Source organism: Marinobacterium sp. xm-d-564 (genome assembly GCF_013283345.1).
Classification (GTDB): Bacteria; Pseudomonadota; Gammaproteobacteria; order Pseudomonadales; family Balneatricaceae; genus Marinobacterium_E.
In genome coordinates, this window is sequence record NZ_WBYO01000001.1 from 22,362 (window position 1) to 41,540 (window position 19,179).

General features: G+C 48.5%; 28 protein-coding genes. 20 read left to right on the top strand and 8 right to left on the bottom strand.

Annotated features, from left to right (window positions below):
- Positions 1 to 70: 70 nt before the first annotated feature.
- From rplX to rplQ, 16 genes are all read left to right on the top strand, one after another.
- Positions 71 to 385, top strand: a complete 315-nt coding sequence (gene rplX / locus XMD564_RS00150) for a 50S ribosomal protein L24 (RefSeq protein ID WP_173480319.1) — start codon at positions 71 to 73, stop codon at positions 383 to 385.
- Positions 386 to 399: 14 nt separating this feature from the next.
- Entirely contained in the window at positions 400 to 939 is a 540-nt protein-coding gene (gene rplE, locus XMD564_RS00155) for a 50S ribosomal protein L5 (RefSeq protein WP_173488491.1), read from the top strand.
- A gap of 14 nt (positions 940 to 953) precedes the next feature.
- A complete protein-coding gene (gene rpsN / locus XMD564_RS00160; protein ID WP_173480321.1) occupies positions 954 to 1,259 on the top strand; it encodes a 30S ribosomal protein S14 in 306 nt (101 codons plus the stop codon).
- A 94-nt stretch (positions 1,260 to 1,353) separates the two neighbouring features.
- A complete protein-coding gene (gene rpsH / locus XMD564_RS00165) occupies positions 1,354 to 1,746 on the top strand; it encodes a 30S ribosomal protein S8 (protein ID WP_173480322.1) in 393 nt (130 codons plus the stop codon).
- Between the two features lie 11 nt (positions 1,747 to 1,757).
- Complete coding sequence (gene rplF / locus XMD564_RS00170; protein WP_173480323.1) at positions 1,758 to 2,291, top strand: 50S ribosomal protein L6; 534 nt, start codon at positions 1,758 to 1,760, stop codon at positions 2,289 to 2,291.
- Between the two features lie 9 nt (positions 2,292 to 2,300).
- Positions 2,301 to 2,651: a 50S ribosomal protein L18 gene (gene rplR, locus XMD564_RS00175; protein ID WP_173480324.1), complete on the top strand. Its 351-nt coding sequence runs from the start codon at positions 2,301 to 2,303 to the stop codon at positions 2,649 to 2,651.
- 11 nt (positions 2,652 to 2,662) lie between these two features.
- Entirely contained in the window at positions 2,663 to 3,166 is a 504-nt protein-coding gene (gene rpsE / locus XMD564_RS00180) for a 30S ribosomal protein S5 (protein ID WP_173480325.1), read from the top strand.
- A 3-nt stretch (positions 3,167 to 3,169) separates the two neighbouring features.
- Positions 3,170 to 3,349 (top strand): 50S ribosomal protein L30, encoded by a 180-nt coding sequence (gene rpmD, locus XMD564_RS00185; RefSeq protein ID WP_173480326.1) that lies wholly within the window; start codon positions 3,170 to 3,172, stop codon positions 3,347 to 3,349.
- 16 nt (positions 3,350 to 3,365) lie between these two features.
- On the top strand, positions 3,366 to 3,800 hold the full coding sequence (gene rplO / locus XMD564_RS00190; RefSeq protein WP_173480327.1) for a 50S ribosomal protein L15: 435 nt from the start codon (positions 3,366 to 3,368) through the stop codon (positions 3,798 to 3,800).
- Positions 3,800 to 5,125 (top strand): preprotein translocase subunit SecY, encoded by a 1,326-nt coding sequence (gene secY, locus XMD564_RS00195; RefSeq protein ID WP_173507604.1) that lies wholly within the window; start codon positions 3,800 to 3,802, stop codon positions 5,123 to 5,125. The genes rplO and secY overlap by 1 nt, the downstream gene beginning before the upstream one ends.
- Before the next feature lie 16 nt (positions 5,126 to 5,141).
- Complete coding sequence (gene rpmJ / locus XMD564_RS00200; RefSeq protein ID WP_007021200.1) at positions 5,142 to 5,258, top strand: 50S ribosomal protein L36; 117 nt, start codon at positions 5,142 to 5,144, stop codon at positions 5,256 to 5,258.
- 144 nt (positions 5,259 to 5,402) lie between these two features.
- On the top strand, positions 5,403 to 5,759 hold the full coding sequence (gene rpsM / locus XMD564_RS00205) for a 30S ribosomal protein S13 (RefSeq protein WP_173480329.1): 357 nt from the start codon (positions 5,403 to 5,405) through the stop codon (positions 5,757 to 5,759).
- A gap of 19 nt (positions 5,760 to 5,778) precedes the next feature.
- Positions 5,779 to 6,168, top strand: coding sequence for a 30S ribosomal protein S11 (rpsK, locus tag XMD564_RS00210; protein ID WP_173480330.1), 390 nt, complete (start codon positions 5,779 to 5,781; stop codon positions 6,166 to 6,168).
- A 20-nt stretch (positions 6,169 to 6,188) separates the two neighbouring features.
- Complete coding sequence (gene rpsD / locus XMD564_RS00215; RefSeq protein WP_173480331.1) at positions 6,189 to 6,809, top strand: 30S ribosomal protein S4; 621 nt, start codon at positions 6,189 to 6,191, stop codon at positions 6,807 to 6,809.
- A gap of 22 nt (positions 6,810 to 6,831) precedes the next feature.
- Positions 6,832 to 7,836 (top strand): DNA-directed RNA polymerase subunit alpha, encoded by a 1,005-nt coding sequence (rpoA, locus tag XMD564_RS00220; protein WP_173480332.1) that lies wholly within the window; start codon positions 6,832 to 6,834, stop codon positions 7,834 to 7,836.
- 33 nt (positions 7,837 to 7,869) lie between these two features.
- Positions 7,870 to 8,250 (top strand): 50S ribosomal protein L17, encoded by a 381-nt coding sequence (gene rplQ, locus XMD564_RS00225; RefSeq protein WP_173480333.1) that lies wholly within the window; start codon positions 7,870 to 7,872, stop codon positions 8,248 to 8,250.
- A 49-nt stretch (positions 8,251 to 8,299) separates the two neighbouring features.
- Here the strand turns inward: rplQ and XMD564_RS00230 are convergent, their stop codons facing one another.
- The 7 genes from XMD564_RS00230 to fabA all read right to left on the bottom strand — a co-directional run bounded on the left by XMD564_RS00230 (position 8,300) and on the right by fabA (position 15,030).
- Complete coding sequence (locus XMD564_RS00230) at positions 8,300 to 9,457, bottom strand: iron-containing alcohol dehydrogenase (protein ID WP_173507605.1); 1,158 nt, start codon at positions 9,455 to 9,457, stop codon at positions 8,300 to 8,302.
- A gap of 85 nt (positions 9,458 to 9,542) precedes the next feature.
- Positions 9,543 to 10,550: a TRAP transporter substrate-binding protein gene (locus tag XMD564_RS00235; protein WP_173507606.1), complete on the bottom strand. Its 1,008-nt coding sequence runs from the start codon at positions 10,548 to 10,550 to the stop codon at positions 9,543 to 9,545.
- A gap of 94 nt (positions 10,551 to 10,644) precedes the next feature.
- Positions 10,645 to 11,973 carry a TRAP transporter large permease gene (locus tag XMD564_RS00240; protein WP_173507607.1) on the bottom strand — a complete coding sequence of 443 codons (1,329 nt, stop codon included), beginning with the start codon at positions 11,971 to 11,973 and terminating at the stop codon, positions 10,645 to 10,647.
- Positions 11,974 to 11,985: 12 nt separating this feature from the next.
- On the bottom strand, positions 11,986 to 12,516 hold the full coding sequence (locus XMD564_RS00245) for a TRAP transporter small permease (protein WP_173507608.1): 531 nt from the start codon (positions 12,514 to 12,516) through the stop codon (positions 11,986 to 11,988).
- On the bottom strand, positions 12,513 to 12,971 hold the full coding sequence (locus XMD564_RS00250) for a DUF3237 domain-containing protein (RefSeq protein WP_173507609.1): 459 nt from the start codon (positions 12,969 to 12,971) through the stop codon (positions 12,513 to 12,515). The genes XMD564_RS00245 and XMD564_RS00250 overlap by 4 nt, the downstream gene beginning before the upstream one ends.
- 281 nt (positions 12,972 to 13,252) lie before the next feature.
- Positions 13,253 to 14,473: a beta-ketoacyl-ACP synthase I gene (gene fabB / locus XMD564_RS00255; RefSeq protein WP_173488504.1), complete on the bottom strand. Its 1,221-nt coding sequence runs from the start codon at positions 14,471 to 14,473 to the stop codon at positions 13,253 to 13,255.
- 41 nt (positions 14,474 to 14,514) lie between these two features.
- The gene (gene fabA / locus XMD564_RS00260; RefSeq protein ID WP_173480360.1) at positions 14,515 to 15,030 is read right to left on the bottom strand and encodes a 3-hydroxyacyl-[acyl-carrier-protein] dehydratase FabA; all 516 of its coding nucleotides are present in this window, start codon (positions 15,028 to 15,030) and stop codon (positions 14,515 to 14,517) included.
- Positions 15,031 to 15,151: 121 nt separating this feature from the next.
- On the opposite strand from fabA, the gene tmpT reads away from it, so the two are divergent.
- Positions 15,152 to 15,784 (top strand): thiopurine S-methyltransferase, encoded by a 633-nt coding sequence (tmpT, locus tag XMD564_RS00265; protein ID WP_173507610.1) that lies wholly within the window; start codon positions 15,152 to 15,154, stop codon positions 15,782 to 15,784.
- Between the two features lie 150 nt (positions 15,785 to 15,934).
- On the opposite strand, the gene XMD564_RS00270 is transcribed toward tmpT, so the two are convergent.
- The gene (locus tag XMD564_RS00270; RefSeq protein WP_173483847.1) at positions 15,935 to 16,903 is read right to left on the bottom strand and encodes a polyprenyl synthetase family protein; all 969 of its coding nucleotides are present in this window, start codon (positions 16,901 to 16,903) and stop codon (positions 15,935 to 15,937) included.
- Between the two features lie 254 nt (positions 16,904 to 17,157).
- Between XMD564_RS00270 and rplU the strand changes: the two genes are divergently transcribed.
- The 3 genes from rplU to cgtA all read left to right on the top strand — a co-directional run bounded on the left by rplU (position 17,158) and on the right by cgtA (position 19,178).
- Entirely contained in the window at positions 17,158 to 17,469 is a 312-nt protein-coding gene (gene rplU / locus XMD564_RS00275; RefSeq protein ID WP_173480363.1) for a 50S ribosomal protein L21, read from the top strand.
- Positions 17,470 to 17,493: 24 nt separating this feature from the next.
- A complete protein-coding gene (gene rpmA, locus XMD564_RS00280) occupies positions 17,494 to 17,751 on the top strand; it encodes a 50S ribosomal protein L27 (protein ID WP_173480364.1) in 258 nt (85 codons plus the stop codon).
- A 227-nt stretch (positions 17,752 to 17,978) separates the two neighbouring features.
- Positions 17,979 to 19,178, top strand: coding sequence for an Obg family GTPase CgtA (gene cgtA / locus XMD564_RS00285; RefSeq protein WP_173480365.1), 1,200 nt, complete (start codon positions 17,979 to 17,981; stop codon positions 19,176 to 19,178).
- The last annotated feature ends 1 nt before the right edge of the window (position 19,179 follow it).

Here is a 19,179-nt window from a genome sequence, read left to right on the forward strand (position 1 = left end):
AACGTCAAGCTCTAACGAGTTTGGCGTTTTTCAGCATGAGGAAGGTAGTAGGAAACGAAGGTAAATTAAAATGCGCAAGATTAAACGTGACGACGAAGTCATAGTTATCGCAGGTAAAGACAAAGGTAAGCGTGGCAAAGTTTCTCGCGTACTTGAAAACGATCGTTTGATCGTGTCTGGCATCAACATGGTGAAAAAACACCAGAAGCCAAACCCTATGCTTCAGCAACCAGGTGGCATCATTGAGAAGGAAGCGGCTATCGCGACTTCTAACGTTGCTATCTTTAACGCTGCGACTGGTAAAGGCGATCGTGTAGGCTTCAAGACTCTTGAAGACGGCACTAAAGTTCGCTTCTACAAATCAACTGGCGAAATCGTTGAGTAAGAGGAGTAGAACAGATGTCTAGATTGAAAGCGCTTTACGAGACTCAGATCAAACAGAGTCTTAAAGAAGAATTGAATTCGCCAAACGTAATGGCTGTTCCACGTGTTACTAAAATCACACTTAACATGGGTGTTGGTGAAGCACTGGCAGACAAGAAGCTTCTAGAGAATGCAGTAAATGATATGACTGCAATCGCTGGTCAGAAGCCTGTTGTTACGTTGGCTCGTAAATCTGTAGCGGGCTTTAAAGTTCGTGAAGGTTGGCCAATCGGTTGTAAGGTTACTCTACGCGGCGAGCGTATGTGGGAATTCCTAGACCGTCTAGTTGACGTTGCGGTTCCTCGTATCCGTGACTTCCGTGGTCTTAACCCTAAGTCATTTGACGGCCGTGGTAACTACAGCATGGGTGTTAAAGAGCAGATCATCTTCCCAGAGATCGACTACGACAAAGTAGACGCGATCCGTGGTCTTGATATCACTATCACGACAACTGCGAAGACAAACGACGAAGGTCGTGCTCTTTTGACTGCACTGCAGTTCCCGTTCAAGAAATAAGGAAGGGATAAGATATGGCTAAGGTATCTATGTGGGAGCGTGAAGTTAAGCGCGAAAAACTAGCGGCTAAGTTCGCTGAGAAACGCGCTTCTCTGAAAGCTATCATCGCTTCACCAGCTTCTTCTGAAGATGAAGTGTGGGAAGCACAAGTTGCGTTGCAGAAACTGCCACGTGACGCTAGCCCAGTACGTAAACAGCGTCGCTGTCAGGTAACAGGTCGTCCACATGCGGTTTACCGCAAGTTCGGTCTTTGCCGTAACCAGCTACGCGAAGCTGCAATGCGCGGCGACGTGCCAGGCCTTAAGAAAGCTAGCTGGTAATCCACCGGTTAGTTAACGGTAAGCGTAGTGGTCAGGGCCACGTCAGTGATGACGGGGCTACCGCACTACGCTGCACAAGAGAGGAAGTAAAAGCATGAGCATGCAAGACACGCTCGCGGATATGTTCACACGCATCCGCAACGGTCACATGGCTGAGAAAGTTGCTGTTGCTATGCCATCTTCAAAGCAGAAAGTTGCTATCGCAGCTGTTCTTCAAGAAGAAGGTTACATCAACGGTTACTCAGTTGAAGGTGACGTTAAGCCTGTGCTGTCTATCGAACTGAAATACTTCGAAGGCAAGCCAGTTATCGAAGAGATCAAGCGAGTATCTAAGCCATCTCTACGTATCTACAAATCTGCATCTGATCTTCCAAAAGTATCAGATGGCCTAGGTTGCGCAATCGTTTCTACTAGCAAAGGTGTAATGACCGATCGCGCTGCGCGCGCTGCTGGTATCGGCGGTGAAGTGATCTGCACAGTATTCTAAGGGGATTTACGATGTCACGTATCGCTAAAGCGCCTGTTGCTGTGCCTGCTGGTGTAGAGATCTCAATCTCTGGCCAGACGATCAGCGCTAAAGGCAAAAATGGTCAGCTATCACACGAAGTACACCCATCAGTTACTGTTGAACAGGCTGAAGGTGCATTGAACTTCGGTACTCGTGACGGTGCTAAACAATCTGTTGCACTGGCTGGCACAACTCGTTCTATCGTTAACAACATGGTTACTGGTGTTAGCGAAGGCTTCAAAAAAGAGCTAACACTGATCGGTGTTGGTTACCGTGCTGCGGTTTCTGGAAGCACTCTAAACCTGACTCTGGGTTTCTCACACCCAGTAGAGTACGCACTGCCTGAAGGTATCAAGGCAGAAGTACCTAACCAAACGACTGTTGTCATCTCTGGTGCCGACAAACAAGTTGTAGGCCAGGTTGCTGCTGAAGTTCGTGGTTTCCGCCCACCTGAGCCATACAAAGGTAAAGGTGTTCGTTACAGCGACGAATTTGTTCGCCGTAAAGAAGCTAAGAAGAAGTAAGGCAGGGTTATGAACGTTAAAAAAGAATCTCGTTTACGTCGTGCTCGTCGTTCACGCGCTAAAATGCGTGAGATCGGTACTGCACGTCTGTGTGTTAACCGCACACCGCGCCATATCTACGCGCAAATCGTAACTGCAGATGGCGCTACAGTTCTTGCTGCAGCTTCTACAGTTGAAAAAGATATGCGTGAAAGCGCAACTGGTAACATCGAAGCGGCTAAAAAGGTCGGTACTCTGATCGCTAGCCGTGCAAAAGAAGCAGGTGTTAGCCAGGTAGCGTTTGACCGCTCTGGTTTTAAATACCACGGTCGTGTAGCTGCTCTAGCAGACGCTGCACGTGAAGGCGGTTTGGAATTCTAAAGGTTTCTATTATGGCAAATCACGAACAGAAAGACGGTGAACTGCAAGAGAAGCTTGTTCAGGTAAACCGTGTAGCCAAAGTAGTTAAGGGTGGTCGTATCTTCGGCTTTACAGCTCTTACTGTAGTTGGTGACGGCAATGGCCGTGTTGGTTTTGGTCGCGGTAAAGCGCGCGAAGTACCTGTTGCAATTCAAAAGGCAATGGAACAAGCACGTCGTAACATGGTGAGCGTTTCTCTAAACGGTCACACGTTGCAGTACCCAATCAAAGCACGTCACGGTGCTTCAATGGTCTACATGCAGCCTGCATCTGAAGGTACTGGTGTTATCGCCGGTGGCGCGATGCGTGCAGTTCTTGAACTGGCTGGTGTAGAAAACGTATTGGCTAAGTGCTACGGCTCAACTAACCCAGTGAACGTTGTTCGCGCGACTGTTAAAGGTCTTGCGTCTATGGCGTCTCCTGAAGATGTTGCAGCTAAGCGCGGTAAGTCAGTCGAAGAGATCCTGGGGAACTAATCGATGGCTAATACAGTTAAAATCACTTTGGTACGCAGCCCAATCGGTATCATTCCGAAGCATAAAGCTACCCTAACAGGTCTTGGTCTACGTCGCATGAACCACACTGTTGAGTTGGAAGACACTCCTGCAGTTCGTGGCATGATTAACAAAGTCAACTACATGCTTCGTGTAGAAGACTAATAGAGGAGTCACCCAAATGCGTTTGAATACTCTTCGCCCGGGTGCCGGTTCTAAGCACGCTCCTAAGCGTGTTGGACGTGGTATCGGCTCCGGCCTAGGTAAGACTGGTGGTCGTGGTCACAAGGGTCTTAAATCTCGCTCAGGCGGTAGTGTTAAGCCAGGTTTTGAAGGCGGTCAAATGCCTTTGCAGCGTCGTCTGCCAAAATTTGGTTTCACATCTCGCCAAGCGCGTTACGTAGCTGAAATTCGTCTAAACGAATTGGCTGCTTGCGGTGTTGACGTAGTTGACCTCGCAGCGCTTAAACAGGCTGACATTATCCGTGAAGAGATCACCTCTGCACGTGTAATTCTGTCTGGTGAAATTACTAAAGCAGTTACCGTTAAAGGTCTTAAAGTGACTAAAGGCGCTCTAGCTGCAATCGAAGCTGCCGGTGGTAAGGTAGAAGCGTAATGGCAACTAAAGGACAAGTACCAGCAGGAAATACAAGCGGACTAGGTGAGCTTTGGGCTCGTCTACGTTACGTTGCGATTGCGATCATTGTGTATCGTATTGGCGCGCATATTCCGGTTCCGGGTATTAACCCAGATCGTCTTGCTGCTCTGTTTGATCAGAACCAGGGTACGATCCTAAGCCTATTCAATATGTTCTCGGGTGGTGCACTCGAGCGCATGTCGATCTTGGCTCTAGGTATCATGCCGTACATCTCTGCATCGATTATCATGCAGTTGATGACAGCGGTTAGCCCTCAGCTTGAACAGTTGAAGAAAGAGGGTGAAGCTGGTCGCCGTAAGATCAACCAATACACACGTTACGGTACGGTTGCACTAGCAACGGTTCAGGGCTTGGGTATGACCGTTGGTCTAGCTAATCAGGGTGTGGCATTCAGCACAGCGTTTAACTTCTACTTTGTAGCTGTTATTACACTGGTCGCTGGTGCAGTATTCCTAATGTGGCTTGGTGAGCAGATCACTGAACGTGGTATCGGTAACGGTATCTCGATTCTGATCTTTGCTGGTATCGTAGCGGGTCTTCCTGGTGCGATCGGTCAGTCCTTTGAATCGGCTCGTCAGGGTGATCTTAACATCCTGGCGCTGCTAGCAATTGCAGTGTTAGCGGTAGCGACGGTTGGTTTTGTCGTGTTCATGGAACGCGCACAACGTCGTATCACCATTAACTACGCAAAACGTCAGCAGGGTAACCGCGTTTATGCGGGCCAAACCAGTCACTTGCCTTTGAAGGTCAACATGGCGGGTGTTATCCCACCGATCTTCGCAAGCTCTATTCTGCTATTCCCTGCATCTCTAGGCCAATGGTTTGGTCAGAGTGAGGGTATGGATTGGCTTCAGGATGTTGCATTGGCTCTAGGCCCAGGCCAGCCGTTGTACATTCTGTTGTTCTCGGCAGCAATTATATTTTTCTGTTACTTCTACACGGCGATTATGTTCAATCCTCGTGAAGTGGCAGATAACCTGAAGAAATCGGGTGCTTTCATCCCAGGTATTCGTCCAGGTGAACAGTCTGCTCGTTACATCGACTCAGTATTGAGCCGCCTTACTCTGTTTGGTGCTCTTTACATCACTGCGGTATCTCTGATGCCACAGGCGATGGTAGTTGCATGGAACGTACCTTTCTACTTCGGTGGTACTTCGTTACTGATCGTTGTAGTGGTGGTAATGGACTTCATGGCACAAGTGCAATCGCACCTAATGTCACACCAGTATGAATCATTGATGAAGAAGTCGAATCTAAAGGGTGGCGCAGGTCTACTGCGTTAAACCATTGAGGTGAATTATGAAAGTACGCGCATCTGTTAAGAAAATTTGCCGTAACTGTAAGATCGTACGTCGTAACGGTTCCGTTCGCGTGATCTGTAAGGTTGAACCTCGTCACAAGCAGCGTCAGGGTTAATCCTAAGCTGTAAACGAGGCGGAAGGGTGCATGGGTTGATTTAATAATAATCAACCCGTATAATTGCGCGCCTTCCACGAACTGAATGTAATTTCGTACCCAGTTCTTGCTGGAAGCGAATAATTAACTAATGGAGTACATTGAATGGCCCGTATAGCTGGCGTCAATATTCCTGACAACAAGCACGCGGTAATTTCACTGACTTACATTTATGGAGTCGGCCGCACAACTGCACAGCAGATTTGTGACACAGTAGGTATCGATCCAACGACTAAAGTTGGCGATCTTTCTGAAGAGCTACTCGACAATGTTCGTGGTGAAGTTACTAAGTTGACTGTTGAAGGCGACCTTCGTCGTGAAGTCAACATGAATATTAAGCGTCTTATGGACCTTGGTTGTTTCCGTGGTATCCGTCACCGTCGTAATCTACCGGTGCGCGGACAGCGTTCTAAAACTAACGCACGTACCCGTAAGGGCCCACGTAAACCGATCCGTAAGTAAGCGATAGGAATTACTAACTATGGCTAAGCCGAGTAATCGCACACGTAAAAAAGTTAAAAAGCAAGTTGCGGATGGCCTTGCGCACATCCACGCTTCTTTTAACAACACCATTATTACTATTACCGATCGTCAAGGTAATGCTCTTTCTTGGGCAACTTCTGGAGGCTCTGGCTTCCGTGGTTCTCGTAAGAGCACGCCGTTCGCTGCACAGGTTGCTGCTGAACGTGCTGGTCAAGCTGCACTAGAGTACGGCTTGAAAAACCTAGACGTGTTTGTGAAGGGTCCTGGACCAGGTCGTGAGTCTGCAGTGCGCGCACTGAACGCTTGTGGCTACAAAATCGCAAACATCACGGATGTGACACCTATTCCACACAATGGTTGTCGCCCTCCGAAGAAACGTCGCGTTTAATCTGGAGACGGTAAGTAATTATGGCTCGTTATATTGGACCTAAGTGCAAGTTGTCTCGCCGCGAAGGCACTGATCTCTTTCTTAAGAGTGGTGTTCGCGCACTAGACAGCAAGTGCAAGGCTGAAACTGTACCTGGCGTACACGGCGCTCGTCGCGGTCGTTTGTCAGACTACGGTCTACAGCTTCGTGAAAAACAGAAAGTTCGTCGTATTTACGGCGTACTAGAAAAGCAATTCCGCGGCTACTACAAAGAAGCAGCACGTCGTAAAGGCGCAACAGGTGAAAACCTTCTGCAACTTCTTGAAAGCCGTTTGGATAACGTTGTATTCCGCATGGGTTACGGCTCTACACGTGCTGAAGCACGTCAGATCGTTTCTCACCGCTCAATCACTGTTAACGGTGAAGTAGTAAACGTTGCTTCTTACCAAGTAGCAGCGGGCGATGTGGTTGCAGTACGTGAAAAAGCTAAAAACCAACTACGTATCAAAGCGGCGTTGGAACTGGCTGCACAGCGTGCACCGGTAGAGTGGGTTGAAGTTGACTCTGCAAAAATGGAAGGCACTTTTAAAGCCATGCCAGAACGCGCAGAACTACCAGCTGAGATCAACGAACAGTTGATCGTCGAACTTTACTCTAAGTAATTTTTAATTAAACGGTGGAACTATGCAGAGTTCAGTAAATGAGTTTCTAAGCCCACGTCACATCGACGTACAGGAGATTAGCAAGACTCGCGCTAAGGTTACATTGGAACCTCTAGAGCGTGGCTTCGGTCACACCTTGGGTAATGCGCTGCGCCGTATCCTTCTATCTTCTATGCCAGGTTGTGCAATTACAGAAGTAGAAATCGACGGTGTTCTGCATGAGTACAGCAGCATCGAAGGTGTTCAGGAAGATGTCATTGAGATCCTCCTGAACCTTAAAGGTGTTGCGATCATCATGCACAACGGCGACGAAGCGGTGCTGACAATCAACAAGTCGGGTCCTGGTGCAGTTACAGCTGCAGATATCCAGCTAAACCAAGACGTTGAAATCGCTAATCCGGAACACGTGATTGCTACGCTAACTAGCGCTGGCAGTCTGAACATGCGCCTAACTGTTTCCCGCGGTCGCGGCTACGTACCTGCTGATGCTCGTACTAGCGAAGACGATGAGACACGTGCTATTGGCCGTCTGCAGCTAGACGCTAGCTACAGCCCAGTACTACGTGTTTCTTACGCAGTTGAAGCTGCGCGTGTTGAACAGCGTACAGACCTAGACAAACTGGTTATCGATATTGAGTCTAACGGCACAATCGATCCAGAAGAGTGCATCCGTCGTGCGGCAACGATTCTGCAGCAACAGCTAGCAGTATTTGTTGACCTTGAAGATGCAAGCGAACAAGCGAAGTCTGAGCCAGCAGAGCCAGAGATCGATCCAGTACTTCTTCGTCCTGTTGATGATCTTGAGCTAACTGTGCGTTCCGCGAACTGTTTGAAGGCTGAGCAGATCTACTACATCGGTGACCTAATTCAGCGTACCGAGGTTGAACTGCTAAAAACTCCGAACTTGGGTAAAAAGTCACTTACAGAGATCAAAGACGTTCTTGCGTCTAAAGGTCTGTCACTAGGTATGCGTCTTGAGAACTGGCCACCAGCTTCTCTTAAAGGCGACGACAAAGTGGCTTCTTAAGTCGACTTAGCTAAGTTTTAAAGGATAGATAAGATGCGTCATCGTAAATCTGGTCGTCATTTGAATCGTACCAGCTCACACCGCAAAGCGATGTTCAAGAACATGGCAGTTTCTTTGATCGAGCACGAATTGATCAAAACAACTCTGCCAAAAGCTAAAGAACTTCGTTCTGTTGTTGAGCCACTAATCACATTGGCGAAAAACGACTCTGTTGCTAACCGTCGTCTGGCTTTTGCCCGTACACGTAGCGATGCAGCAGTAGGTAAACTATTCAACGAACTGGGTCAGCGTTACGCTACTCGCCCAGGCGGCTATGTTCGTATCCTCAAGTGCGGTTTCCGTGCTGGTGATTCGGCTCCAATGGCTTACGTAGAACTAGTTGATCGTCCAGTTGCTGAGTCTTCTGAAGACTAAGCACTGTGTTGATCCATAAAAAACCCGGCTTGTGCCGGGTTTTTTGTTTCTAGCGCGCCGCTTCTAGTATCTCTCGGCTTGCCTCAAGGTCGATATTGCCATGCTCACCAAGAGCAGTCATTCCATGCTCTTCGAGTTTGTTGATGATCTGGTTGATGTTGGGTTCATCGATCCCATAGCCATTGAAGCTAGTGGGTGTTCCCATTCGTTCAAAGAAGTCGCGTGTCAGTAGAATAGCTCGATCTATGGATTCCTCTTCACAGGGGTCTAGAGCCCACACTCGCTCAGCATACTGTAAAAGCTTTTCTCGTTTGGCCTCTTTCTGATGGGTCATTAGATTCGGTAATACAATCGCAAGTGTCTGTGCATGGTCTAGCCCGTGTATCGCTGTGATTTCATGGCCTATCATGTGCGTTGCCCAGTCTTGTGGTACTCCGGCACCTATCAGGCCGTTTAGAGCCATAGTTGCTGACCACATAAGGTTTGCCCTTACATCGTAGTTATCTGGCTCTTGGAGTGCTTTAGGGCCCTCTTCAATCAATGTGCTTAAAATGCCTTCAGCAAAACGATCCTGTATCTTTGCGTTAACCGGGTAGGTCAGGTATTGCTCCATAGTATGTACAAAGGCATCCACGACACCGTTCGCTACCTGTCGATCATTAAGGGTATAGGTGTAGGTTGGATCGAGTATTGAAAATTGTGGATAGAAAAGGGGTGATGCTATTCCTAGCTTATCGCCGGTAGCTCTGCGGCTTATTACCGCATTGCCATTAGATTCTGATCCAGTTGCGGGTAGGGTTAAGATTGTTCCTAAAGGCAGTGCTTTTTTGGCGGCTCGTCCTCCGCTTGTGACTATTTCCCATGGCTCAATGGTTGGGTTTGCGATGCCAGCGGCAATTAATTTTGAACCATCTAATACGCTGCCACCACCCACTGCAAGAACGTAATCAACGGCTTCAGTTTTTCCCAGCTCAATGGCTCTGTTTAATGTTTCGAACTCTGGATTTGCCTCAATGCCTTCAAAAACCGTGATCTTGTAATCTTCTAGGCTATTAATAACAGCGTTTAAAATGCCGTTCTTTTTAACGCTTCCACCCCCTAGGGTTAGAAGTATCTTGGCGTTGCTTGGTATCTCTTTCGTTAGGCTTTTTACCTGCCCTTCACCAAAACGTATTCTTGTCGGTGTGCTTAGTACAAAGTTATTCATCATTAACTCCTTTGAATACCCTATTTATAATACGCCAGGCACAAAAAAGGGAAGCCTGAGCTTCCCTTTGATTAGGATGTAGATATTACTTCTGGTAGTTACGGAACGCTTCTAGAGCCGCTTTAGCATCTACGCCACGATCTGCAACCGATTCAATCCACTCTGCATCAAGACCTTTCATGGTGTTACGCATGTCAGCCGCTAGTTGTTCGTAGCTATCCACCATGTGGATGTTAGTGCCTACTTCTTTAGCGTGTGTCATGCCGATCGCATCCATATCCTGCCAAACCTTACCTTGCATGCGAGATAGGTTTTCACCCATTGCTGCGCGGATCGCTTCAGCATCTTTTGGATCTAGATCTTCCATGAACTCTGGGTTCGCAATGAAGCTGAATACAGTGGTGTATAGAGCCGTTGGGAAGATAGTAAGGTGATCAGTCACTTCAGACAGTTTGAAGAATTTGTGCTCGCCAACTGGTAGGAAAGTACCATCCACAACACCCTGCTGTAATTTCTCGTATGAACTTGGAGCTGAACCACCCACTGGTGTCACATCCAAACGAGCTGCTAGGTCGTTAACCATGCCGCCGCCAAGACGGATCTTCTTACCTTTCAGGTCATCTAGGCTGTTGATGCGGAATTTAGAGTGAATAACACCTGGTGCGTGTACCCACATACCAAGAAGCTCTAGGCCTTCATATTCGTTAGCATCTGCAAAGTACTCTTGTTGTACTTTCCATAGAGCGACAGATGCATCTTCAGCATCCGACATCTCGCCAGGAATCTCAGCAACACCGGTTAGCGAAAAACGACCAGGTGTGTATGCGTTGACACCCCATGAAGCATCAATGATGCCATCTTCTACTGAAGAGTAGATTGTCTTTGGGTGGCCTTGGAAGTTTTCGATAACCACTTTTACGCGGCCTTCAGTTGCCTCTTCAACCATCTTTTTGAACTCTGGCATAGCAACAGAGTTTTGTGGGTGAGTAGGTGGTAGCCACGTTGCAACACGCATGGTGGTTTCTGCCATTGCGTTCATTGAAATTGCAGCGCCTACAGCAAGGCCGATCGCTTTAAGTTTTAGGTTGGTCATGTTTATTGCTCTCTTTTTAAGCGGTTATTTTTATAGTAAACAAACAGTAGAAGTGATTTGGGGTGCCACTTCTACTGCACCTTAGTCGAAACTGTTAACGGTAAAGCAGCTCCGGTAAGAATAGGGTAATCGGTACAAACGCGACGATCAGCGCTAGGCGTACAATATCAGCACACCAGAATGGCGTTACGCCCTTAAAGATCGTACCGGTTTTAATATCTTTGAGTACTGCGCTGAGGACAAAGACATTCATGCCCACAGGCGGTGTAATTAAACTGATCTCTGTAACGACCACCACCACGATGCCATACCAGACCAGGTCGAACCCAAGGCTGTCGATCAGTGGGTAGAAGACCGGCACCGTCAATAGCAGCATTGATAGACTTTCAAAGACCATTCCCAAAAGAATGTAGATGCAGAGAATGACAATGATGACGGCCATGGGTGAGACATCGAGCGATTGAACAAACTCGAGTAGCCACACAGGCAGACCGGCACGGTTGATGAAGTCTGAGAAGATGAGTGCGCCGATAATCACAGCAAATAGCATGGTGGATGTACGAACGGTATCTGACAGAACCTCATAAGTTTTGACCAGATTGAGTTGTCCACGAAGTAGAGCGATTAAGAATGCGCCTGCAGCACCAATACCAGCTGCTTCGGTTGGGGTGAAGATGCCTAGGTAGATACCACCCATAACGATAGTAAACAGAACCAGTACGCCCCAGATACCTTTAAGTGCCTGCATGCGTTCTGCCCAGGTGAATTTCTCACCGGCAGGGCCAGACTTAGGGTTGCGCATAACGACCCAGCGCACTGCAAGCATATAGAGAATGACACCCAGCAGACCTGGGATGAATCCTGCAGCAAAGAGTTCACGAATACTGGTCTCTGTCAGTAGGCCGTAGATGACAAGAATAACCGACGGTGGAATCAGAATGCCCAGTGTGCCACCGGCTGCAATGGAAGCGGTGGCTAAAGAATCGGCATAACCAAACTTGCGCATCGGGGGTAGTGCGACCTTCGCCATAGTTGCAGAGGTTGCAAGGCTCGATCCACAGATTGCCGAAAAGCCACCACAAGCGACAACGGTGGACATCGCAAGGCCACCACGGCGGTGCCCTAAGAAGGTGTAAGCAGCATTGTACAGCTCTTGTGATAGGCCAGAGCGTGTCACAAAGTTACCCATTAATATGAACAGAGGAACTACGGAGAGTGAGTACTCTTGTGCGGTCTCAATGACACGGTTAGATGCTAGGGTTAGTGATGCTTTCCAACGGAAATCGAACAAGTTATCGAGAGTAAGGCCCTGTAAAATGGCAAAGCCAAAGAAGCCTACTATGGCCATCGCAAACGCAATAGGCATTCGAATAACTAGAATCAGAAATATAAGAAGCGCGAAGCCAATAATTACTGCGGTCATCGTGATAATTCCTTAATGCTTCTCTTTGTAAATACGATAGATGCCATAAGTGATCATGCCCAGCGCAGTAAACCAACTCATGATGGCGATGTACTCAATTAGATAACCGACCGGTAGTTCCAGATACTCCGTTACCTCACCGCGGCGCAGTTTACGTGCGCCCAGCTGCCAAATACGTACCCCGATCACGTAGAAAGAGGTTGAAATCGCCAGTGCTGAAAACATGGCGAGAATACGCACGATCTTATGGCCAAGTGTTGAATCAAGAAGATCCACTAAGATATGTCCCCCACGCCAAGTGACGACAGGCATTTCAGCGAAGATGATAATGGCAAGACCAAGCTGGGTGATCTCAAAGGCACCATCAACGCCGTTGTTAAAAATGTATCGGCCGCCGACGTCCGCGACGGTCAACATCATCAAGAAAAACAGCCCGCTGGCCGCAATGATCTCTAAGCCAAAGGCGATCCATCTGAATGGGCCGGGCTCAGGGTAGTGTTGATCCAGCCACTCCGCGCGGCTAAGGGTAGTCTCGTTACTCATAAAACCTCGAAAAATTCGATCTCTACACAGTCAGGTCTGCGAACGCCCGTGCCAATAAACAGACGCTCTGTAATCCACTGAAAACGTTCGGCGCTGGTCTCAAAAATAGGGGTGCACTTGAAGTAGACTTCGCTAGGATCCACTGGGATACCATCAATGATCTTTTGCGTTACCTCAGGATCGGCCGCTCGCAGTGCTCGATTCTGAACATAGATGGTCTCGCCCTCATCCGATTCCAGTACATAGCGTGCGTCAAGTTCAGCCAATCTTGGTGACACAATGCGTTGAAAGTCAGCACCACCCGGTAAAACGCGGCCACTCCAGTCGTTACCTTTAACGGTACCGCCTGTAATGGGAATCACCCGGCGCGTGCCGAATTGCGCCGCTCCAATTTCCTGAGGGGCATCAATGTCGACACGCAGCGATGCGAAGTGCTTTAGCTCTGGGGCATTCATTAATTTAGTACTCTATTTATTGTTTATTGATCTTGGGTACTACTTTTCTGGATCCTGTTTTAGGGATCTTGCTGATACTCTATATTGTTGTAGTGCACAACATATCATCTGATTGTTATAAATCTATGCACTTTTCCGCTAATGTCTCAAAAATCAATACCACTCTCTTTTTTGAATACCTCGACACCTTTTGTTGAATTAAAGGGTTCTGGACGTTGGTCTGGATGATAGGCACAAAAAAAGCGACCTCTGGGTCGCTTTCTTATTGAGCAGTGTGGCGATTAGCCGTTGTACTTCTCGAACACCAGAGTCGAGTTGGTACCGCCAAAGCCGAAGCTGTTCGACATAACGCGCTGTAGGTCGACGCCATCTTTGCGTGTAGTCACGACAGGTAGGCCTTCAGCCTCTGGGTCGATCTCTTCAATGTTCGCTGAGGCGCAGATGAAGTTGTTCTCTTGCATCAGTAGACAGTAGATCGCTTCCTGTACGCCTGTAGCGCCCAGTGAGTGTCCCGCCAGTGACTTAGTCGAGCTGACCGGTGGCATCTCTGTACCGAAGGTCTCTTTCATCGCTTTCAGCTCTTGAATATCGCCTGCTGGTGTCGAAGTGCCGTGTGAGTTGATGTAATCGATCTTGCCATCAACCGTGCTCATAGCCTGTTGCATACAACGAACAGCGCCTTCGCCGGATGGAGCAACCATGTCGTAACCATCGGAGGTTGCGCCATAACCTACGAGTTCAGCGTAGATTTTAGCGCCGCGTGCTTTAGCGTGCTCCAGCTCTTCTAGAACCAGCATGCCGCCGCCACCTGCGATCACGAAACCGTCACGGTTTGCATCGTAAGCGCGAGACGCTTTTTCTGGCGTTTCGTTGTATTTGCTTGATAGGGCGCCCATGGCATCAAACATGACACTCAAAGACCAGTGTAGTTCTTCACCGCCACCGGCAAAGACGATGTCTTGTTTGCCAAGTTGGATCTGCTCCATCGCGTTACCAATACAGTGTGCGCTGGTCGCACAAGCAGAGGTGATTGAGTAGTTCACACCTTTGATTTTGAATGGGGTAGCAAGACAGGCTGATACGGTAGAGCCCATGGTGCGAGTAACGCGGTATGGACCGACACGACGAACGCCTTTATCGCGAAGGATGTCAGCGGTTTCAACAATGTCAGCCGACGAAGCACCACCAGAGCCTGCGATCAGGCCGGTACGTACATTCGAAACCTGATCTTCTGATAGACCCGCATCTTTAATAGCTTGTTCCATTGAGATGTATGAGTAAGCTGCTGCATTACCCATGAAGCGGCGCAGTTTACGATCGATCAGTTCATCAAGATCCAGATCATCAATACTGCCTGCAACCTGGCTACGGAAGCCAAGATCGGCGTATTCTTGCTGGAATTTAATGCCTGACTTGCCCTCTTTTAGTGATTCCAGAACGCTCTCTTTGTCAGAACCTAGACAAGAAACGATACCCATTCCGGTAACAACTACTCGACGCATGTTTACTCTCTCTCTAATTGTGTTTCTAAGCGTTAACGCTCTTAGAAGTTTTCGGTGCTGGTGAATAGACCGACTTTAAGATCCGTTGCTGTGTAGATCTCGCGACCATCCACTGATACCGAACCGTCTGCAATACCCATAACCAATTTACGCTCAATCACGCGTTTCATCTGGATGTTGTAAGTGACCTTCTTAGCAGTCGGTAGTATCTGACCTGTGAATTTAACCTCACCTGAACCCAGTGCGCGACCGCGACCTGGGTTGCCTTTCCAGCCTAGGTAGAAGCCAACGATCTGCCACATTGCGTCTAGACCAAGACAGCCAGGCATAACAGGATCGCTAGGGAAGTGACAGTCGAAGAACCAAAGATCTGGACGAATATCTAGTTCAGCGATGATTTCGCCTTTACCGTGCTCGCCACCTTCAGCAGAGATCTTGGTAATACGGTCCATCATAAGCATGTTGCCAACAGGTAGGCGGGCATTGCCTTCGCCAAACATTTCGCCGTGGCCACAGCTTAGAAGTTCGTCACGGTTAAAAGATGATTGTCTAGTCATGGTGTTCTAATTCACAGTCTTAATTACAAAAATTTGCCGGATTATACCTTTTTAGGGCTCGCTAAGCACGACATCGATCAGTTAAATTACCTGAATCACCCCATTTTAAGGAAAAACCCCTATGAAACACGCCTTCTGGCATGAGCGCTGGTCTGAAAATCGCATCGGTTTTCACCAGTCAGATTTTAACCCTTGGTTGACGAAATATTGGTCCACACTTGAGCTGTCTGGAGAGGAGTCTATCTTTGTGCCGCTCTGTGGTAAAAGCCGCGACATGCTTTGGTTGCGTGAGCAGGGTCATAAGGTCATCGGTGTTGAGTTGAGTGATCTGGCGTGCCGTGACTTTTTTGCAGAGCAGGGTGTCGATATCGATGCCATTGATGAGGGTGCTTTTCACCGTCGTGAGCGTGATGGAATCTCTCTGTTGGCTGGTGATGTCTTTAAAACCACCCGCGCTGCGCTTAATCACCCACGAGCCATCTACGATCGAGCGGCACTAATAGCACTTCCGCCCGAGATGCGAATCGACTACTCCGCGCACATCGCAAGGCTCACAGTGGTAGGCGATCAGATTTTGTTGATTGCGCTCGAGTATGACAATCCTAGAAACGAACCACCTTTTTCAGTAAAAGGTGATGAAGTGCAACGTCTATTCTCTGCTGAGTTTGAGATTGAAGAGCTTGATAGCGCTGATCTAAGTGAAGGGCGTTTTGAAAATCAGCGTGAAGTGGTTTATCGGTTGGTGCGTCGGTAGGTCGAAGCCAGTGAAGGTGACAGGCTAAAAGCCAGTCACCGGCCAAGAATCGTGACTGACTTCAGTCTGTCATCGGCTATTTCAGCGTCTTCCTGATAATTTATGTTATTGGAAAGCGGATGACAGGCTGAAGGCCTGTCACCAAAGTGTTCACTGGGTTCTTGCGATAGCCAAATCAGCAATCTGATTCAGCGTCACTTTAAACGAAGTGTCTGGTAGAGAGGCGATCGCGTTTTTCGCTTTATCGATCTCTTCGGCTGCTTTTTGACGCGAGTAGTCTATCGATCCATTGCGTTGCACGATCTCGAGTACCGGTGATAAATCATCCAGTCCACCTTTGCGGATCGCTTGGCGAATCAACTCTCTATCTTCATCGCTGCCGACGCGCATTGCATGAATCAGCGGCAGTGTGGCTTTGCCTTCGGCGAGGTCGTCTCCAACGTTTTTACCCATGGTTTCGCTATCAGATAGATAGTCGAGTAGGTCATCGACGATTTGGAAGGCGATGCCAAGGTGGCGACCATAAAGTCTTAGGGCTTCACGATTCTCTGCAGAGCTGTCCGCTAGAATTGCTCCGACCTCTGTTGCTGCTTCAAACAGCATGGCCGTTTTGCCAAGAATGACCTGAAGGTAAGACTCTTCACTGGTATCTGGGTTGCGCTGGTTTAGCAGCTGCAGAACTTCGCCTTCGGCAATGATCGTAGTGGCGTGTGAAATGACCTGCATGATCTCCATGCGGCCAATCTCAACCATGATCTGGAATGAGCGAGAGTAGAGGAAGTCACCGACTAATACGCTCGGCGCATTACCCCACTGAGCGTTTGCGGTGGCGTTACCGCGACGTAGCTCAGAGTTGTCGACCACATCGTCATGCAGCAGTGTTGCCGTATGAATGAATTCGATGACCGCTGCCAGTGGAATGTGTTGTTCCCCTTTATAGCCAGCGGCATTGGCAGCCAGTAGAACCAACAACGGACGCAAGCGCTTACCGCCACCTTCAACAATGTGATGTGCAATCTTCTCTACTAGAGGGACATTGGAGCCAAGATTGTTAAGGATGTAATCCGTAACGGCATCGAATTGAGGCTCGATCAGTGGGTTGAGTTGGTGTGGTTGCATTTTGGTTACTACTTATAAATGACAGACGGATGCTAGGGGGTGAGAGCGGGGGTGTCAATATGACTCTGGTGTATAGGCCTTCCAATGCCTCAATTTAGTGTAAATAAGGGTTGAGTTTGAGTGGGGGGTTCTGTATTATTCTGCGCCCTAGCTTGTCCAAATAACGCTCCCTGTGCGAGGGTGTCGTAAGACATCAGCCCTTCAGAGCAGGTTTCGTATTAGTAGCCGGGTAAGCAAAATATTGGAGAACACAGATGTTTGCAGTAATCGTAAGCGGTGGTAAACAGTACCGCGTACAAGAGGGTCAGACCCTTAAAGTAGAAAAACTAGCTGTTGAAGCTGGTTCAAACGTTGATTTCGATCGCGTACTACTTGTTAGCAACGGCGACGACGTTAAAGTTGGCGCGCCAGTTGTTGAAGGTGCTAAAGTTTCTGCTGAAGTGGTATCACACGGTCGCGGTGACAAGGTGAAAATCATCAAGTTCCGTCGTCGTAAGCACCACATGAAGCGTCAGGGCCACCGTCAGTGGTACACTGAAGTTAAAATCACTGGCATTAACGGCTGATCAACGAATCTAGGAGATTAGAGAATGGCTCATAAGAAGGCAGCCGGCTCAACGCGTAACGGACGCGACTCGGAGTCGAAACGCTTAGGCGTTAAACGTTTTGGTGGTCAGGAAGTACTTGCGGGTAACATCCTGGTTCGTCAGCGCGGTACTAAATTCCACGCTGGTACAAACGTAGGCATCGGCAAAGACCACACTCTATTTGCGAAAGCAAACGGTGTTGTTAAGTTCGAAGTTAAAGGCCCTCACAACCGTAAATTCGTTAGCATCGAAACTGCCTAAGTTTCGTTGTTACGTAAAAAACCCGCTTAGGCGGGTTTTTTTGTTTTTTAGGCCGTGTCAGCGTGTCAGGCTGAAGCCAGACGCGGTTTCAAAAGGCATAAAGATTAAAAAAGCATGTAAGGTTGATTCTTACCAGAGTAAAATCAGCCCACTGAGGGAAAATAGGATCATGTCGTTAGTTTTGGTAGACGATCTGGCCCTATTTTTCCTCCATTTAGGAGAAAGAGATGAAGTTTGTTGATGAAGCACTGATTACCGTACAAGCCGGTAAAGGCGGAAACGGTTGTATGAGTTTCCGTCGCGAGAAGTACATTCCAAAAGGTGGCCCAGATGGTGGCGACGGTGGTGATGGTGGTTCTATTTTTGTCGAAGCCGATTCAGGTCTTAACACTCTGATTGATTACCGCTTTACGCGTCACTACAAAGCACAAAACGGTGAGGGCGGTCAGGGCCGTCAGTGTACCGGCTCCAAAGGTGAAGATCTGGTGCTTAAAGTGCCAGTCGGTACCACCATTGTGGATGTGGATACCGATGAGGTGTTGGCGGATCTGACGGCTGTCGGTCAGGTTGAAAAGATCGCTCAGGGCGGTTGGCACGGTTTGGGTAATACGCGTTTTAAAAGCAGTGTGAACCGTGCACCTCGTCAAACGACTAAAGGTTCCGAGGGTGAGTTGCGTAACGTTCGTCTGGAGTTGCGTGTCCTGGCTGATGTCGGCCTTCTTGGTCTGCCAAATGCCGGTAAATCGACGCTGATTCGTTCGATCTCAGCCGCTAAGCCTAAAGTGGCTAATTACCCATTTACTACCTTGGTACCTAACTTGGGTGTTGTTCGAACCGAAGCGCACCGCAGCTTCGTCGTTGCCGATATCCCTGGAATCATTGAGGGTGCCGCAGAGGGTGCCGGTCTTGGTATTCGCTTCCTAAAACACTTGGCGCGTAACCGTGTACTGTTGCACCTGGTTGATATGGCGCCTTGGGACGAGGTGACACCTGCTGAAGCAGCGGTCACTGCAGTTAATGAGCTGAATAAGTTCTCGCCTACCTTGGCTGATCAGCCTCGCTGGTTGTTGCTGAATAAGATCGACATGGTGCCAGAAGAGGAGCTTGAAGAGCGTTGTCAGTCAGTGATCGATGCGTTGGAATGGGATGGTCCGGTATTCCGTATCTCTGCTATCAACAAGCAAGGCACTGATCTTTTGGTCCATCAGTTGCAAGACTATCTTGATGAGAAGAAAGAGGCGCTTGCAGAGAATCCAGAATTGGTGGATGCAGAGCGTGAGCTGCGTATGCAGATTGACCGTGAAGCGCGTGAAAATCTTGAGCGTATGCGTGCCGAAATGCGTGCGCGTCGTGAAGCGGGCGAAGCTGATGATTGGGATGACTTCGATGATGACGATTACGATGTTGAAGTGGAGTACGTAAAGTAAC

Excerpts from the sequence above, each read along its gene's own strand:
- XMD564_RS00250 (WP_173507609.1), bottom strand. The coding sequence starts at position 12,971 with ATGAATGCCCCAGAGCTAAAGCACTTCGCATCGCTGCGTGTCGACATT.
- XMD564_RS00235 (WP_173507606.1), bottom strand. The coding sequence starts at position 10,550 with ATGACCAACCTAAAACTTAAAGCGATCGGCCTTGCTGTAGGCGCTGCA.
- rplE (WP_173488491.1), top strand. The coding sequence starts at position 400 with ATGTCTAGATTGAAAGCGCTTTACGAGACTCAGATCAAACAGAGTCTT.
- rplU (WP_173480363.1), top strand. The coding sequence starts at position 17,158 with ATGTTTGCAGTAATCGTAAGCGGTGGTAAACAGTACCGCGTACAAGAG.
- rplF (WP_173480323.1), top strand. The coding sequence starts at position 1,758 with ATGTCACGTATCGCTAAAGCGCCTGTTGCTGTGCCTGCTGGTGTAGAG.
- rpsE (WP_173480325.1), top strand. The coding sequence starts at position 2,663 with ATGGCAAATCACGAACAGAAAGACGGTGAACTGCAAGAGAAGCTTGTT.
- rpoA (WP_173480332.1), top strand. The coding sequence starts at position 6,832 with ATGCAGAGTTCAGTAAATGAGTTTCTAAGCCCACGTCACATCGACGTA.
- rpsN (WP_173480321.1), top strand. The coding sequence starts at position 954 with ATGGCTAAGGTATCTATGTGGGAGCGTGAAGTTAAGCGCGAAAAACTA.
- rplO (WP_173480327.1), top strand. The coding sequence starts at position 3,366 with ATGCGTTTGAATACTCTTCGCCCGGGTGCCGGTTCTAAGCACGCTCCT.
- XMD564_RS00240 (WP_173507607.1), bottom strand. The coding sequence starts at position 11,973 with ATGACCGCAGTAATTATTGGCTTCGCGCTTCTTATATTTCTGATTCTA.
- XMD564_RS00245 (WP_173507608.1), bottom strand. The coding sequence starts at position 12,516 with ATGAGTAACGAGACTACCCTTAGCCGCGCGGAGTGGCTGGATCAACAC.
- tmpT (WP_173507610.1), top strand. The coding sequence starts at position 15,152 with ATGAAACACGCCTTCTGGCATGAGCGCTGGTCTGAAAATCGCATCGGT.
- rplR (WP_173480324.1), top strand. The coding sequence starts at position 2,301 with ATGAACGTTAAAAAAGAATCTCGTTTACGTCGTGCTCGTCGTTCACGC.
- XMD564_RS00270 (WP_173483847.1), bottom strand. The coding sequence starts at position 16,903 with ATGCAACCACACCAACTCAACCCACTGATCGAGCCTCAATTCGATGCC.
- cgtA (WP_173480365.1), top strand. The coding sequence starts at position 17,979 with ATGAAGTTTGTTGATGAAGCACTGATTACCGTACAAGCCGGTAAAGGC.
- rpsD (WP_173480331.1), top strand. The coding sequence starts at position 6,189 with ATGGCTCGTTATATTGGACCTAAGTGCAAGTTGTCTCGCCGCGAAGGC.
- rplX (WP_173480319.1), top strand. The coding sequence starts at position 71 with ATGCGCAAGATTAAACGTGACGACGAAGTCATAGTTATCGCAGGTAAA.
- XMD564_RS00230 (WP_173507605.1), bottom strand. The coding sequence starts at position 9,457 with ATGAATAACTTTGTACTAAGCACACCGACAAGAATACGTTTTGGTGAA.
- rpsH (WP_173480322.1), top strand. The coding sequence starts at position 1,354 with ATGAGCATGCAAGACACGCTCGCGGATATGTTCACACGCATCCGCAAC.
- rpsK (WP_173480330.1), top strand. The coding sequence starts at position 5,779 with ATGGCTAAGCCGAGTAATCGCACACGTAAAAAAGTTAAAAAGCAAGTT.
- rpsM (WP_173480329.1), top strand. The coding sequence starts at position 5,403 with ATGGCCCGTATAGCTGGCGTCAATATTCCTGACAACAAGCACGCGGTA.
- fabA (WP_173480360.1), bottom strand. The coding sequence starts at position 15,030 with ATGACTAGACAATCATCTTTTAACCGTGACGAACTTCTAAGCTGTGGC.
- rpmD (WP_173480326.1), top strand. The coding sequence starts at position 3,170 with ATGGCTAATACAGTTAAAATCACTTTGGTACGCAGCCCAATCGGTATC.
- rpmJ (WP_007021200.1), top strand. The coding sequence starts at position 5,142 with ATGAAAGTACGCGCATCTGTTAAGAAAATTTGCCGTAACTGTAAGATC.
- secY (WP_173507604.1), top strand. The coding sequence starts at position 3,800 with ATGGCAACTAAAGGACAAGTACCAGCAGGAAATACAAGCGGACTAGGT.
- rpmA (WP_173480364.1), top strand. The coding sequence starts at position 17,494 with ATGGCTCATAAGAAGGCAGCCGGCTCAACGCGTAACGGACGCGACTCG.
- rplQ (WP_173480333.1), top strand. The coding sequence starts at position 7,870 with ATGCGTCATCGTAAATCTGGTCGTCATTTGAATCGTACCAGCTCACAC.
- fabB (WP_173488504.1), bottom strand. The coding sequence starts at position 14,473 with ATGCGTCGAGTAGTTGTTACCGGAATGGGTATCGTTTCTTGTCTAGGT.